Source organism: Neobacillus sp. OS1-32 (assembly GCF_030915425.1).
In the GTDB taxonomy this organism is placed as follows: domain Bacteria; phylum Bacillota; class Bacilli; order Bacillales; family Cytobacillaceae; genus Neobacillus; species Neobacillus paridis.
Map to the genome: position 1 here is coordinate 4,286,364 of NZ_CP133263.1, position 15,740 is coordinate 4,302,103.

The following is a 15,740-nucleotide window of genomic DNA, read 5'->3' on the forward strand; positions in this document are numbered from 1 at the left end:
TATGAATAAATCCCTGCTTCTTTCTTGGATTGCTGCGATCATTGCAACGCTCGGCAGTCTGTATTTTAGTGAGGTCATGCACTTTATTCCGTGTACGTTATGCTGGTACCAGCGGATTTTCATGTACCCATTGGCGATTATTTTAGCAATAGCCGTATACCGCAATGATACCGGTATTTATAAATATGTACTACCACTATCAGTGATCGGTATGCTGATTTCGGGATATCATATTTTGCTGCAAAAGGTTCCGGCGTTGCAACCATTTGAAATGTGCAAATACGGTGTACCTTGTTCAAGAGATTATCTTAACTGGCTTGGGTTTATTACGATCCCGATGTTAGCCTTTACAGCATTTACGATAATTACTGTATGCATGATCATGATTGCCCGCAGCCATAAGCAAGAATCTCATTAATAGCTATTGAAAAAATACCACGGTTGTTGAAAACCGTGGTATTTTAATCGTAAAAAACATTAATTCATCGGGGTCTTACATATGATGGCAGTCAGGTAATGTTCAGCTCACCGTTTGATTTCCTAGGAAATCGAGGATGCGTTTATACAGTTCTTGTGACTCAGGTAAATGGGTGTTCCGGTCATAGTCATGTTCGAGGCCGTGGACGGTGTATAGCTCGTTTTCTGGTATCCATTTTGCCATGGTGGATGTGATTTGATAGGGCACATCTTGATCGTCCGTACTAGCTGACAAGAAGGTCGGTGGCAATTGTCTTACCTCTTCTTCCGAAAGCGAGTAATTTTCCAGCGAGTCATTTTCATTCAGCAAAGAATAGACCCATTTGCCCGTTTGCCGGTAGTAAACATAGAGCGAATACCTTTTTTCAATTGGTCCCGCGGTTATCGGTTCATTTCCAATTAGATTCTTTATTGTTGTGTACTGGAATTTCGGGAATTTTAAATAATGACGATTTGCCGCCTTTAATGATCCATTCATTAAAGAATAATAGCCATATAAACAAATGATCGCTTTTGGGCGCTTGGCAAGATGGCCTTTGGTCAATAATAAACTGAGATAAGCCCCGCTTGACCGGCCAAATAATATAAAATCGGTTGATTGAAGATCTAATGCAGCGGCGCCCTGTTGTAAAAACCAATTTACCCCGCTGGCAGCACACATAACAATATCCTTCAATTTCGTTTCAGGTGCCAGCGGATAATCGATGGCGAGAAAATCATATCCGTTATCAATGAATTGGCGGAGATAAGCTTCCGGTAAATCCAGCCGGTTCCCATAAACAAGCCCGCCGCCATGAATATAAATGATCGTTTGTTCTTTGCGGTTAGTTAGCGCTTTGGTAAAAGTCGCCTCTAAGGGAAGACTGCCCAAGCTGCCATATGGAATGGTTGTTGATTGCATTGCATTTTACTCCTTTTGCTGTGTATCGTTTTTTGCTTGTACTTATCCATGATAATTCGATTGCTAGTAAAAAATCACTTCAAAAACTCCAACACCCGTAATCCAATGTTGATTAGTAAGAGTTCTTCCGGGTCATTCAAATGGATATTAGCGATTTCCACAGCCCGTTCAATTCGATATTTTGCCGTTTTTGGATGAATATACAACACATCGGCAGTTGCTGTGAAGTTTTGGTTATGGTCCAAAAATACCTTTAAGGTCCGGTTCAGTTCCGGATTGACTTGTTCTATTTTCCGGATTTTATCAGGAATAAAGGAGTCCAACTCATTGATTTTACCTGCTTCCAAAAATAAACGGTAAATACCTAAATCATGATAGGAGACAATTTTATTCCACTTACCTCCCTTCCTCAACAGCTTCAAAATATTATTTGCCTGCCTGTTGGCAACGGGTAAATCACGGCAGTTGACTTTACTGCTAATACTTATATTTTTCGGCTGGTTTGCAAATAGAGACCTTCCGGCAAGGGAACGTACCCCCGAAGTAATCTGTTCCTTAAATGTCAACTCATCATCATCATTGGCAATGATAAAAATGATTTTGCCTTTTTTGATTAAGGAAACATACTTTTTCCAAAATTTATTGATACATTTTGAAAATTCAAGGGCGATGGTAGTACTTTCTTTCCATTTGCCTTCACTCACTTTTAAATGATCATCAATATCAAGAGTGACAATGGTAAACAAGTCAGATTCGTTAAAACGAAGATAATCTAAAATCTCCAACATTTCATCATCTGAATGATAACGTCCCAAAATGAGGTCATTGATCAGCTCATTAATATGATTTAAATGAAGCTGTTCCAAAGCATAATTTTTGATCAGCTCCATTTGCAGAAAGTTGACAGTATTTTCAAGCACCATAAAGTTTTCCGCACTCATTCTGCTGTTAAAGCAATGTATAATCAATTGATATGAATCAGTACCCAAAGAGGGGACCTCAACAACCAGCTGTGATTGGGGAGCCTCTTTTTCAATGCAGGTATAGCTTACCATGCGCTGGATGTATTCATAGCTTGTATATTTTTTTTTCGGCAGTGTGGTTGTTCTAATGACTTGGAAATCATCCAGTGTCGGGTCGGTGCTGCAGAATGCGGGCTGAAGATTTTTGGATAAACTGACATGCATGCCGATCATCTTGTGTAAATAATCGATGATATCCTTAGGTTTCGGTTCGTCAAGCGCCATTTTAGTATATTGCTGATTTATATCATAATAATAGTCCAAAAGAATCTTATTCTTATTGATCAACGTTTCCATGACTTTGGTGATAATTTCCTCATATTTTGTTTTTTTTGGAATTTTTATCAATGGGATATTGTACTTGTTACATTCTTCAATAAAGTTATCAGGAATCAGTTGAACGAGGCGCTCCATCTTGACAATAATGGCAGCGATACCGATTTTGTATACCTTGGCGAAAAACTCCTTTGTCTGGGCATCGGAAAAATCCCTTAGTGCGAAAAAGCTTGTTAAAATAATTTCTCCAGATTTTCCCCAATGCTCGATGTCTGGTGCTTCCATTACCATAATTCCCGTAACTTCTCTTTGCAAGCCGTTTGTTCCGGCAATCAGCTTCGAATTTTGAAAAATATCAAATTCGATTGTATCTTGAACGGTTAATGGCATCTTTCTCTCTCCTTGTATTTCCCTGAGTTGTTATCCAAAACGGTGAAAACTCTATTTATCAAAAATATATAATTATTTCAAAATAACAATATCATAGATTCACATTATCCACAACGGATAAAAATATGCTCAATATTTATCTTTTTTCACAAATGAAATCACTTTCTCACGGGATTATACTTTAAGTATCAAAGAAAGGAGATAAAAAAATAATGCTATACACAATTATAAAAGCAAATAGCTACCAGGATTCCATCAACCTAATGCTGTTGACCAATGCTGTAAACGCATTAGAGGGCGTCAATAAGAGCCAGATTATGATGGGAACTGATGCCAACAAAGATATCTTCAAAAACTCAGGTTTGTTGACACCGGAAGCTGAGGCCGCGAGTCCGAGTGACATGGTAATTGTCGTTGATACAGATGATAAAACAGTTGTCGACCAGGTATTAGCAGAAACAGAACGGTTTCTGAATGACTTGTCCGTAAAAAACAATCAAAGTGAAAGTGTTAAAAGTGTTAAAAATTGGAATGCGGCACTTGAAGCGCTGCCAGATGCCAATTTGGCGCTTGTTTCCATTCCGGGCGAATACGCAGCCGACGAAATTGAAAAAGCGTTGGACCATAATTTACATGTATTCTCCTTCAGCGACAACGTTTCCCTTGAAGATGAAGTAAGGCTGAAAAAGAAGGCACATGAAAAAGGACTGTTATTAATGGGTCCTGACTGCGGAACAGGAATCATTTCTGGCATCCCGATGGCATTTACAAACGTGGTAAATCAAGGAAACATCGGGATTGTTGGAGCAAGTGGAACCGGCATTCAAGAAGTTACCGCGATGATTGATAAATTAGGCGGCGGTGTGGTTCATGCTATCGGCACCGGTGGACGGGACTTAAGTGATAAAGTGGGCGCTATTACGGTAATGGATGCCATTGTCGGCTTAGAACATCATGATCCAACAGAGGTAATTGTTGTCATCTCCAAACCACCGGCACCGGCAGTCAGAGATAAAGTCGTACAATTGCTCCAAGATGTATCTAAGCCAGTCGTAGCCATCTTCCTTGGCGAAAAACCAGATCATCATGAAGGAAATGTGTACTTGGCCCATACATTGGAAGAAACGGCAAGAATGGCTGTCGATTTAGCAAATGGTGAAAAGGTAAAAGCAAATTACTATGAACCTGTCAGCTTTGAAGTAAAAGAGCCTCTTGCTGAGGGAAAAACAGCAAAAGGTCTCTACTCCGGCGGAACCCTTGCAGCCGAAGCAGCCATGCTGATTTCCGAAGCATTGGATTTAGGTGGCCTTATCAAAGAGGAAGGCTACATTTTAAAAGCAAACGGATTCGAAGTCATGGACCTCGGGGATGATATCTATACCCAAGGCAAGCCGCACCCAATGATTGATCCTGATGTAAGAATTAACAAAATTAAAGAGTATGCAAAGGATCCGGCAACCGGTGTTATCTTACTTGATTGTGTGCTCGGTTATGGATGCCATCCGGACATGGCAAATGCATTGGCACCAACCATTAAAGAAGCGATTGCAACAGCCAAGGCTGACGGAAGAGAGTTGTATTTTGTCGGAACGGTCGTAGGAACCAAACAAGACCCGCAGGACTACAATCAAGCTGTTAGAACGTTAGAAGAAGCCGGCGTCATTGTCGAAAAAAGCAATGCCAAGGCCGTTCAGCTGGCACTGAAATTCATGGGGAAAGAAATGGTGGAGGCAGATAAAGAAGTCATTCCGTACACGAAAGAACGGAATCCGCTGCCAAAATTAAGTGCAGCTGTTGATGAACTGTTAAATTCTATGCCTCGTGTCATTAATATTGGTCTTGAAAGTTTCACTGAGCCAATTATTAAATATGGCGGCGAAACGGCTCAATTTAGCTGGAAGCCAATGGCTGGCGGCAATAAAAAATTAATTAAGATCTTGAATGCATTAAGTAAACGGGAAGACGAAATTAAGGTCTGGAATGAAGAAGTAATTGAAAGAATGAAAAACTCACAGCCATTTTTACTGGATGTTGTTCCGGCAAAATCCGTCATTCCGGAATTAAACGGCAAAGTATTGCTTCATGCAGGCCCGCCAATTACTTGGAATGAGATGACAGGTCCAATGCAAGGATCCTGTATCGGAGCTTCGCTTTTTGAAGGATGGGCACAAACGGAAGAAGAGGCCGTGAAGCTGCTTGAATCCGGTGAAGTATCCTTTATGCCATGCCACCATGTTCACGCTGTTGGTCCAATGGGCGGAATCACTTCAGCCAATATGCCTGTGTTGGTAGTCGAGAATAAAATTGACGGCACAAGAGCTTATTGTACCATGAATGAAGGCATTGGTAAGGTGTTACGTTTTGGCGCCTACTCTAAAGAAGTGATTGACCGCTTAACTTGGATGAAGGATGTTTTAGGTCCTGTTTTGAGCCAGGCATTAAAACAAAAAGACGGCGGCATCAACCTAAATGTTATTATCGCTAAAGCCATTACCATGGGGGATGAATTCCACCAAAGAAATATTGCGGCATCCCTTGTCTTCTTAAAAGAAGTGGCACCGTTAATCCTTCAATTAGATATTGAGGAAAGCAAGAAACAGGAAGTAGTTCAATTCCTGGCAGATACCGACCAATTCTTCTTAAATATCATGATGGCAACGGGCAAATCAATCGTTGACTATGCTAGAAAATTTGATAAAGGTACTGTTGTGACAACGATGACGAGAAACGGCAAAAACTTCGGTATTCGCATCAGCGGCATGGGTGACCAATGGTTTACCGCACCGGTTAACACACCAAAAGGATTGTACTTTACCGGATTCTCTGAAGAAGACGGAAACCCTGATATCGGCGACAGCGCGATTACTGAAACGGTCGGAGTTGGCGGCATGGCGATGGTCGCAGCACCAGGGGTAACCCGGTTTGTCGGTGCCGGCGGCTTTGCTGATGCTTTAAATGTATCTAATGAAATGGCAGAAATTTGCATTTCACATAACCCGAACTTTAGTATTCCAACATGGGACTTCAAAGGAAGCTGTTTAGGGATTGATATGAGGAAGGTTGTGGAAACAGGTATTACGCCAATTATCAATACCGGTATCGCCCACAAAAAAGCTGGACTTGGACAAGTTGGTGCTGGAACCGTAAGAGCTCCATTGGCTTGCTTTGAAAAAGCTTTGGAAGCATATGCCGAGAAATTGGGAATTGTTGTTGACTAATAAACCTTGCCCTTTAGTCGTGGAATATGGGACAAAAAGTAATTTTTTGTCCCTAATCCTGACTAGACCTTTACGGGGAGAAATCCACAGTGTATTTCAAACAAGTTTCAACATCCGGATTCAGCATTCCTTGATTCACATCGGGGCACTGGGAACTCCTTTATCTGCCTTTGGCATCAATATACCCCAATCGGTGCTGCAAAAATTCCTGGTAAAACTAAAGGCAGGCATGCCGATCATTTATCAAGCAGGATACTTGCAGATGGATACAGCCGATCAGCCATTTATCATCCGGCTTGACAAGCTTTCAAGCATTGATTTAAACGTGAAGCCGTTACGGATTAGGAAAGAATGGTTGGAAGAAAACGAGATCATAAAGGCAATAAAGAAAATAGATTTTGTTCAAATGACAGGGATTATTCAGGTAAAACAGGACTCTGCTATGTTGGAAAGGCTAACCAATGCGGCCCCCACCGACACGAAGATAGCTGCAGAGTGCATTGCCCATTTTTTTGGCAGAGGAATTGGTCTTACACCAAGCGGTGATGATTTTCTCTCGGGGCTTTTAATGGTGGAGGCTTTCTTTACTGATCATGCCGTTTGGAAGAATACATTAAAACGGTTTTTAAAAAACCATATGACCACAGATGTCAGTTATAGTTATTACGATTGCCTTTTAAATGGCTATGTCAGCGAGAATTTTAAGAACTTATTTTGTAATATATCCATCCAAGTTGATAAAACCAAAGCAAAAAGGCTGATAAAAAATGTTACAAACTATGGGCATACATCTGGTTATGACACTTTATTTGGGATTTTGACGGCTCTACATCAAAATTATTGGAGGATTGTTCATGGAAAACACAGCAAAAAAGAACCAAGCTGTTGAAGTTTCAAACCAGTATTGGTGGAAAGTTGTTATCTTGTTCACAATTGGCTGGGCATTAATGTATGCTGACCGCACGATTTTGAATCCAGTTCAAAACATTATTGGTGAACAATTTGACTTAAGCAATTCACAGATTGGTTTAATCAATAGCATTTTCTTCCTTACCTATGCGATTACGCAAATTCCTGGGGGGATTATCGGCGATAAATTTGGAAGAAAAATGATTATCTCAGTAGGTTTTATATTATTCGGTTTAACAACGGGTTTAACCGGTTTGGCAGGGACCTTTGGGATCTTTATGATTTGGCGGGCACTTACTGGTATTGGTGAAGGATTCTATTACGGACCGCAATACGCTTTGTCAACAGAATCGATTCCAACGAAGAATCTGACTTTAGGTACGGCGATTATTAACAGTGGTCAGGCCTTGGGTATCTCAGGCGGTTATCTGTTGTCCAGTAAATTAGTCCTTGCAGAAGGCGGACACTGGAGCCAGCCGTTTTACATCATGGCGATTCCAACGGTTATTGTCGGAATTTTATTCTACGTTATATTGCATGAAAAAGTTATTCGCCCTGAGGATAAGGGGAAAGACAGTAGTACGAAAACGAATGAACCAAAACAAAAAGTATCCCTGGGGTCTATTTTTAAAAATAGGAATTTACTGTTTATCTTCATAATGTGTTTCTGTTCCTTGTATGGCTTTTTCGTTGTAACTACTTGGCTTCCGCAATTCTTACAAGTAGAAAGAGGCTATGCCGGAACGGAAGTAGGATTCATTTCCTCATTGGTTCCTTGGGCTTCGATTCCAGGTGCGATTATTTTTGCAAGGCTTTCGGATAAATTAAAGAAATCGAAACTATTTATCTTTATTCTCGTTCCATTAGCCGCCATTTCCATTATTGCAATTGCAAATGTTCAAAATCGCACAGCACTGATCATTGCATTAATTTGTTACGGTTTATTCGGTAAGTTGGCACTTGACCCGATTATGGTTGCCTTTGTATCGAAACATGCACCAAAAATGGCCTTATCAACTGCTTTAAGTGCTTATAATTTTATCGGCATGTGCAGTTCCATCTTGGCGCCATATTTTACCGGTTGGTTCGCTGATATAGTCGGATCCATGGAAATTAGCTTCTATATTTCAGGCGCTCTGTTAATTATTGGAATGATATTCATACTGTTTACGAAAGAAAAACCTGACAAAGCAGCAGCGTAAAAATGGAAGTTTTACAGAAAAGGAACAATGGAAGAGGAGTATAAAAATGGGAAAAAGAATTGTCGTAGCATTAGGTGGAAATGCGATTTTAACAGATGATCCAACGGCGCAGGGACAACAAAACGTTTTGCGAGAAACCGCCGAAAAATTAGTTACATTAGTAAAACAGGGACATCAATTAGTGATTGCTCACGGGAATGGCCCGCAAGTCGGCAACTTGCTTAATCAGCAGCTGGCGGCTAATTCTGAAAAAAACCCGGCATTGCCACTGGATACTTGTGTGGCTATGACACAAGGGAGTATCGGCTACTGGGTACAAAATGCGATGAATGATATTCTAATAAAGGAAAACATTCAAAAGCAGGCAGTTTCAGTCGTTACTCAATGCTTGGTCAATCAAGACGATCCAGCATTTCAAAACCCTTCAAAGCCGGTTGGTCCATTCCTAACTGAGGAAGAAGCAAAAGCTGCCTCCGAAAAAGATGGGGCCCATTATAAAGAAGATGCCGGCAGAGGCTGGAGAAAGGTCGTTCCATCACCAAAGCCGGAGGAAATTCTTGAATACCCGATGGTAAAGAATCTAATTGACAACGGCTTTATCACGATCTCCGCAGGAGGCGGCGGGATCCCGGTAATTGCTACGGAAGATGGATATAAAGGGGTAGAGGCAGTGATCGATAAAGACTTTGCAGCTGCCAAGCTGGCGGAAATGCTGAATGCCGACTACTTTATTATCCTTACTGGTGTGGACAATGTGTATATTAATTTTGGTAAGGAAAATCAGAAAAAGCTTGAACAAGTCCATATTTCCGAATTAAAAGAATATATCAGCCAGAATCAGTTTGCCGCCGGTAGCATGCTGCCGAAAGTGCAAGCAGTCATTCAATTCCTGGAAAAGAGGCCGTTTGCCCAAGCGGTTATTACTTCACTCGATAATCTGGAAAACTTATTGACAGGAACGGTTGTCTCCAATTCAAGTTTAAAGGCAGTCAACCAAAACGCATAAGTAAAGTCGGATTAAATGCAGGACAAGTTGATTATTTACGATTATATGGTGTGAACCGGCTTTATTGGTCTGGGGAGAATATCAGTCTGCCCCAGACCCTTTATTCCCCTCCGATGGCGTTCCCCAGGTAAAATCATCAACATGTCCGGGTCAAGAGTAGAAAAGCTAGGGGAGGTACACATGGATAAAATCAAAAAAATGAACATGACCACTCAGATTATTATAGCTACTATATTGGGCGTGCTTGTTGGTGTACTGTTTGGGGAACGAATGACGGCAATAAATGTCATTGGAAATATTTTTCTGAGGCTGATCCAAATGTCCATTGTCTTATTAGTAATGGGACAAATTATAGAAGCTGTCGGCAACCTAAACCCCAAACAATTGGGAAGGCTCGGCCTCAAAACGGTCATCGTATTCATGGTGTCTTCGCTATTGGCAGCTTTCTTCGGTACGCTGATGGGGGTTTTTTTTCAGCCGGGAAAAGGAATTGATTTCAGTCTAATAACGGGTAAAAAGGTTCCTAAACTGGGTGCTTCCAGTTCACTCCAGGATACCATTTTAAATTTCTTCCCGAATAATATCATCCACTCCATGGCACAAGGGATGATTGTTCAAGTCATCGTGTTTGCTGTCCTTTTTGGCTTGGCGATAAGTTTCGTAAGGCTGGAGAATCCGGACAATAAATTATTGCAAATCACAATCGATTTCAACTCTGTTGTGTTAAAGATGATCAGTTTCATTATGAAATTTGCCCCGATCGGCATCTTTTTTATCCTTGCTTCTACAGTTGGCAAAATGGGAATAAAAGTATTATTGCCATTAGGAAAATATCTGGCTGTTTATGGTCTTTCGACACTTCTCTTTTTGTTCATATGGATCATAGTGGTGGCATTGTACTGTCATGTCCGTCCTGCCCGGTTAATAAAAAATATGATGCAAATGTCAATGATGGCTCTGGCAACAACATCCTCTGCAATCACATTACCTGTTGAGTTGAAGGATGCTCAAGAGAAATTGGGTATCAAAGAGAAAGTGGCAAAATTGGTGCTTCCGCTGGGAATGTCCTTGAACAGCAATGGTTCAGCGATGCATATGGCGATCACCCTAGTGACAATCTCACAAATTTACGGTTATTCTCATTCGGCAGGCGGTTATTTTTACATCGTTGTTCTATCTACCTTGGCTTCTTTGGCAAATGCCGTTGTGCCAGGTGCCGGTTTGGTTTCCCTGTCCATTGTCATCCCGCAAATGGGACTGCCGATGCAAAGCATTGCCTTGTTTGCCGGTGTAGATTGGTTCGTCGGCATGCTGCGGACCATCCTCAATGTAGATTCCGATGTATTTAGCGCCTTAATTGTTGCCAAAGGAGAAAAAGCCATAGACTACGCTATATTTAATCGAGACAGTCAAAGCGTAAAATTAGAAATGACAAAGATCCGTTAGGAAGCATGGGGAGCGTACCCATGCTTATTTGTTTCATTAGTTTACTCATTCGAACTGTGCCCCCATATAACAATAAGCCCAACCAGTAAAAGTTGGGCTTTCGCAACGTGTTTCTTCTATTTATATTGCTTTGCCAAGAAAGGCAGTTAACATCCAGACATGCTTTTCCAATCCGGAATGAATGGCCAGCAGCATATCACCAGTCGTTTCATCATGCAGCTCATCGGCACGGCTCATTCCTTCTTTTAATTCGCCAATGATGATTGAAAAGTCATTAATAATGGATTGTACCATTTCAGTGGCCGATTCATTTCCCGTTGCTTCCTGGATAGAGGAAATTTCCAGGCATTCTTTCATTGTCGCAACAGGGCTTCCACCAATTGCCAACAGCCGTTCGGCCAATTCATCTGACATGGGTTCCGGCTTCATTATAAAATTCCTCGAATTTAGCGTGTAAAGTGAAGAACTGATCACCTTTCACATACCAATGGTAATTATGTAATTTGACATACATAACAGACCAATTAGCGACTTGTTTGTTCAATACGTCCACTAATTGTTTATCCATCAATAAAGCCTCCTTTTTTAGCTAATAGGGATAAAATTTGTACAAATTTTATCCTTTCCTATACCGCTTAAATTCAACTACGCCTCATGAACCGTCCTTACGGATTCGCCAGTTGGCGAGTTTTCATTTAATACATATATATTTTACCCGAGTTGAGGTGAAAATCTTCGGTCAATTTTGTGAAAAAGTTGTCGATATTGTGAAATTAAGTGGAGTTTTTTGGATTTACAATGTTACTTTTTTGTAATCGTTTGTAATATTGTATCCTTCTCCAACCAACTGTGGATAATACCGGAAATAAAACACGATCGGGTAAAATTTCCAACCTGTATGAAAACATTATCATAATAGGAGATAAATCATCTTTTTTATAGTTACCATATTTTGGGTAATGATTAGCAATGTTACAACTGATAGCCTTATAGATAGATAAGCCGAGCAACTATCTAGGAGGTTATGAACATGAAAAAATTAAAAAAGCTAGTTATTTCAGCAGGATTAATTTTATCAATGTCGGCATTTACGCTGAACGGAACAACGGAAGCAGCAACAACACATAAGGTTCAGTCTGGAGAAACGTTTTGGAAGATTGCCGTAAAATATGGAGTACCAGTTAAAAGTCTTTTAACGGCTAACCATAAAACTGGCAGTCTGTTATATCCAGGAGAAAATCTAGTAATCCCAAATTCTTCGGTTACAGCGGCTGAAAAAGACTTAATGGCACGACTTGTTCATGCTGAAGCTAAGGGAGAACCATATGCCGGTAAGGTTGCCGTTGCCACCGTTATTCTTAATCGTGTAGCCAGCCCGGATTTTCCGAATACGATAAGCGGGGTAATCTATGATAAAGAAAATGGCCACTATGCGTTTACACCGGTAATGAATGGTGCGATTAAACAACCTGCTGATGCCGCATCAAAGAAAGCTGTCAATGAAGCATTGGCATTTAGAGGCCAAGGCAGTGGATCCCTCTTTTTCTATAATCCAAAAACTGCGGTCAGCAAATGGGTTGCCACGCGCCAAGTAACAGTAAAAATCGGCAACCATGTCTTTGCAAAATAATCATTTACTCTTAGAATCTCAAAAATCATAGCATTTTATCCAAAAAGCAGCGAATCCAAAAACGGATGATCGCTGCTTTTTTTGCATGTCTGAATATGTTCTTAAGGAACAAAGTTGTTATGCAGCTACGAGTAACTTATGCAAAATGACATAAATATTAACTGAATAATTTAAAATTTCACTGAAATGGATAGTGTAATTTTGGCATGAAAATTGCAATTATTTAAAATAATTAATTAACTCATTCCTAAAGGAGATGATCAGCCTGTTATAAGGAATTGTATGTAAGAGCACTCCAGTAAATAAATGTAAGGGATTTCATTCGAAAGATAAACAATTGGGGGATGATAAAATTGGGCACAAATACTTCGTTAAAACGGTCATTAGGGTTATGGGCAATTGTTGGACTAGGTTTAGGATATATGACACCAACAGTCGTATTCGATACGTTTGGAATTGTATCAGAAGAAACGAATGGTGTTGTTCCGCTTGCCTATCTTACAGCACTGCTGGTGATGTTGCTGACAGCCATCAGTTACGGAAAAATGGTCAAAGTTTTTCCAAGTGCAGGTTCGGCATATACGTATACAAGAGAAACCATGAGTCCGCACCTTGGTTTTTTGGTCGGTTGGGCAGCACTGCTTGATTATATCCTGCTGCCGATGGTAAATGCCTTAATTATTCGGATTTATATGGTTTCGGTGTTTCCGGATGTCCCGGCCTGGATTTGGGTAATCAGCTATGTGGCTGTGGTAACGGCCATTAATGTTTGGAGTATGGGGAAAACCTCTAATTTAAATTCCTTACTGGTTGTTTTTGAAATTGTCTTAATCGGGGCATTTATTGTTTTGGCATTTATTAAGCTTTCGCAGGGAATGGGACAAGGTACTATTTTTACAGCTGAACCACTGTTTCATTCAAATGTTCATTTGGGAGCAGTTTTAACAGGAGCAACGGTAGTTTGTTTCTCGTTTATCGGTTTTGACGCGGTAACGATGTATGCCGAGGAAGCCATTGATGAAAAAACATTGCCGCGGGCGATTATGTTGACGGTGCTGATCGGCGGCGCGATCTTTTTTGTTGCCGGTTATTTTGCCCAGTCGCTGTTTCCAGATGTATCTGGTTTTAAAGTAACAGATGACACACTGCCGGAAATTGGCTTGTATGTAGGGGGAACCATTTTCAAACTTATATTCCTTTCCGGTGCTTTTGCGGCAACCGTAGCTTCCGGACTTGCCTCTCACGCCAGTGTATCACGGCTTTTGTATGTAATGGGACGTAATGGGGTCCTGCCAAAGCGGTTTTTTGGTTATGTCCACCCAAAATTCCGGACACCGGCTTTTAACGTGATCATTGTTGGTCTTGTTTCACTTCTGGCGATTGCACCAAGCTTGGAATTGATTTCATCCTTTATTAACTTTGGAGCGTTAATTGCCTTTACCTTTGTAAACTTATCGGTCATTGCTTATTTTATTTTCCGGAAAAAAAGATATAAAACCGGGAAAGATATATTTTCCTACTTGATTATGCCGATTCTCGGGGCCGGCTCAACCGGTATTCTGTGGGTAAACCTTCAGGCTGATGCTCTTATCGGAGGAATCGTCTGGGTTATCATCGGGTTTCTCTATCTGCTTATCCAAACCAGATTCTTTAAAGTCAATATGGCTGATTTTGCATTTGAGGATGCTGATCGAAATACAACATTATAATGGATACAGGAGGAGCAAAACTGCTCTTCCTTTTTTGGTTACTAAGAAGGCATAAGTTTAACTACGCCTCATGCCAGCCGGTAAGCTTTCATTTTCAATAATATTATTCAATTTTGCATAATAAAGTCATTTCTTCATAATGTTTTTATTCACTTTTGCAACAATGACTGAAAAATACACCGAGAATCTCCTTTTCTAGGTGTTGGCACGGAACTTGCTTAGTGTTTTTATAACAACTATAAATGAGGTGTTAACATGGCAATCGACTCACTTGATGTCAAAAAGAAAGAAGTTTTACCGGAGGACAATGCCTTAATCGAGTTCCAGGAAACGCTTAAAGAAGCGGTTGAAATTTTACATTATCCGGAACAGGTTTATGAATTTCTAAGGAAACCGATGAGATTTTTGGAAGTAAGTATTCCGGTTCGAATGGATAATGGACAAACGCAAATTTTCCAAGGGTTCCGGGCCCAGCATAACGATGCAACCGGACCGACAAAAGGAGGGATTCGCTTTCATCCGGATGTGACAGCGGATGAGGTGAAAGCGCTGGCCGGCTGGATGAGTCTGAAGTGCGGTGTGACCGATTTGCCGTACGGCGGGGCCAAAGGAGGAATTATCTGCGATCCGCGAAAAATGAGTCAGGATGAGCTGGAACGACTAAGCAGAGGCTATGTCAGAGCAGTCAGTCAACTGGTTGGACCGACGAAGGATATTCCGGCACCGGATATGTATACAAATTCGCAAATCATGGCTTGGATGCTCGATGAATATGATCATATTAGGGAATTTGACTCACCAGGCTTTATTACCGGCAAGCCGATTACCCTTGGCGGTTCGAAGGGCAGGGAAACGGCTACATCTAAAGGGGTTTTATATACATTACAGCGGGTTTGCGAATTAAGAAAATTGGAGTTAAAAGACACCCGTGTTATCATTCAAGGATTTGGTAATGTTGGCAGCTATCTAGCAAAATATTTATATGAACTTGGAGCAAAAGTCATTGGAATTGGTGATGTGCTAGGCGCGTTATATGATGAAAATGGTTTGGATATTCCGTACTTATTAGAAAATCGAGACTCCTTCGGGATCGTCTCAAACCGTTTTGATGACGCTATCAGTAATCAGGAGCTATTGGAAAAAGAGTGCGACATATTAATTCCAGCAGCTATATCCGGCGTTATTAATCAGCATAATGCAGATAGAATCAAATGTCAGATTGTCATTGAGGCGGCAAATGGCCCTACAACGAAGGACGCGCTAGCCATATTGGATGAACGGGGCATTCTTGTTGTTCCAGATATATTGGCCAATTCCGGCGGTGTGATTGTGTCTTATTTTGAGTGGTGCCAAAACAATCAGGGCTTCTATTGGACAGAGACAGAAGTGGATACCCGGCTTAAAGAAAAAATGAATACAAGCTTTGAAAATGTTTATCATACGGCAAAAAAATACGGTGTCAATATGAAGATTGCCGCTTATATTGAAGGAATACAAAAGTTAGCAGAAGCTTCCAGGCTGAGAGGATGGTTAAAATATTGATCTTATAAGGGG

At 40.8% G+C, this 15,740-nt stretch carries 11 protein-coding genes and 2 pseudogenes; 10 read left to right on the forward strand and 3 right to left on the reverse strand.

Annotated elements, in window-relative coordinates; all coding sequences use genetic code 11:
• Position 1 precedes the first annotated feature (1 nt).
• Positions 2 to 418: a disulfide oxidoreductase gene (locus tag RCG24_RS21000; RefSeq protein WP_202655726.1), complete on the forward strand. Its 417-nt coding sequence runs from the start codon at positions 2 to 4 to the stop codon at positions 416 to 418.
• Positions 419 to 520: 102 nt separating this feature from the next.
• Here the strand turns inward: RCG24_RS21000 and RCG24_RS21005 are convergent, their stop codons facing one another.
• On the reverse strand, positions 521 to 1,378 hold the full coding sequence (locus RCG24_RS21005; RefSeq protein ID WP_308077982.1) for an alpha/beta hydrolase: 858 nt from the start codon (positions 1,376 to 1,378) through the stop codon (positions 521 to 523).
• Positions 1,379 to 1,452: 74 nt separating this feature from the next.
• Complete coding sequence (locus RCG24_RS21010) at positions 1,453 to 3,066, reverse strand: PucR family transcriptional regulator (protein ID WP_308077983.1); 1,614 nt, start codon at positions 3,064 to 3,066, stop codon at positions 1,453 to 1,455.
• 212 nt (positions 3,067 to 3,278) lie between these two features.
• Between RCG24_RS21010 and fdrA the strand changes: the two are divergent.
• The 6 genes and pseudogenes from fdrA to RCG24_RS21040 form a co-directional block, all read left to right on the forward strand.
• A pseudogene (gene fdrA / locus RCG24_RS21015) lies at positions 3,279 to 5,003 on the forward strand (acyl-CoA synthetase FdrA); the annotation flags it as partial.
• 63 nt (positions 5,004 to 5,066) lie between these two features.
• Complete coding sequence (locus tag RCG24_RS21020) at positions 5,067 to 6,284, forward strand: YlbE family protein (protein ID WP_308079231.1); 1,218 nt, start codon at positions 5,067 to 5,069, stop codon at positions 6,282 to 6,284.
• Complete coding sequence (locus RCG24_RS21025; protein ID WP_308077984.1) at positions 6,253 to 7,173, forward strand: oxamate carbamoyltransferase subunit AllH family protein; 921 nt, start codon at positions 6,253 to 6,255, stop codon at positions 7,171 to 7,173. Before RCG24_RS21020 ends, RCG24_RS21025 begins: the two co-directional genes overlap by 32 nt.
• Positions 7,139 to 8,395, forward strand: coding sequence for an MFS transporter (locus tag RCG24_RS21030; RefSeq protein ID WP_202655731.1), 1,257 nt, complete (start codon positions 7,139 to 7,141; stop codon positions 8,393 to 8,395). The genes RCG24_RS21025 and RCG24_RS21030 overlap by 35 nt, the downstream gene beginning before the upstream one ends.
• Positions 8,396 to 8,441: 46 nt before the next feature.
• Complete coding sequence (gene arcC, locus RCG24_RS21035; RefSeq protein WP_202655732.1) at positions 8,442 to 9,401, forward strand: carbamate kinase; 960 nt, start codon at positions 8,442 to 8,444, stop codon at positions 9,399 to 9,401.
• Positions 9,402 to 9,581: 180 nt separating this feature from the next.
• Positions 9,582 to 10,847, forward strand: a complete 1,266-nt coding sequence (locus RCG24_RS21040) for a dicarboxylate/amino acid:cation symporter (RefSeq protein ID WP_308077985.1) — start codon at positions 9,582 to 9,584, stop codon at positions 10,845 to 10,847.
• Positions 10,848 to 10,967: 120 nt separating this feature from the next.
• Here RCG24_RS21040 and RCG24_RS21045 read toward each other — a convergent pair.
• Positions 10,968 to 11,415: pseudogene (locus tag RCG24_RS21045) on the reverse strand (Dps family protein).
• A 462-nt stretch (positions 11,416 to 11,877) separates the two neighbouring features.
• Here RCG24_RS21045 and RCG24_RS21050 point away from each other — a divergent pair.
• From RCG24_RS21050 to RCG24_RS21060, 3 genes are all read left to right on the forward strand, one after another.
• Positions 11,878 to 12,477 (forward strand): cell wall hydrolase, encoded by a 600-nt coding sequence (locus RCG24_RS21050; protein WP_202655735.1) that lies wholly within the window; start codon positions 11,878 to 11,880, stop codon positions 12,475 to 12,477.
• A 353-nt stretch (positions 12,478 to 12,830) separates the two neighbouring features.
• Positions 12,831 to 14,186: an APC family permease gene (locus tag RCG24_RS21055; RefSeq protein WP_374049111.1), complete on the forward strand. Its 1,356-nt coding sequence runs from the start codon at positions 12,831 to 12,833 to the stop codon at positions 14,184 to 14,186.
• A 255-nt stretch (positions 14,187 to 14,441) separates the two neighbouring features.
• On the forward strand, positions 14,442 to 15,728 hold the full coding sequence (locus tag RCG24_RS21060) for a Glu/Leu/Phe/Val family dehydrogenase (RefSeq protein ID WP_308077986.1): 1,287 nt from the start codon (positions 14,442 to 14,444) through the stop codon (positions 15,726 to 15,728).
• Positions 15,729 to 15,740: the final 12 nt, after the last annotated feature.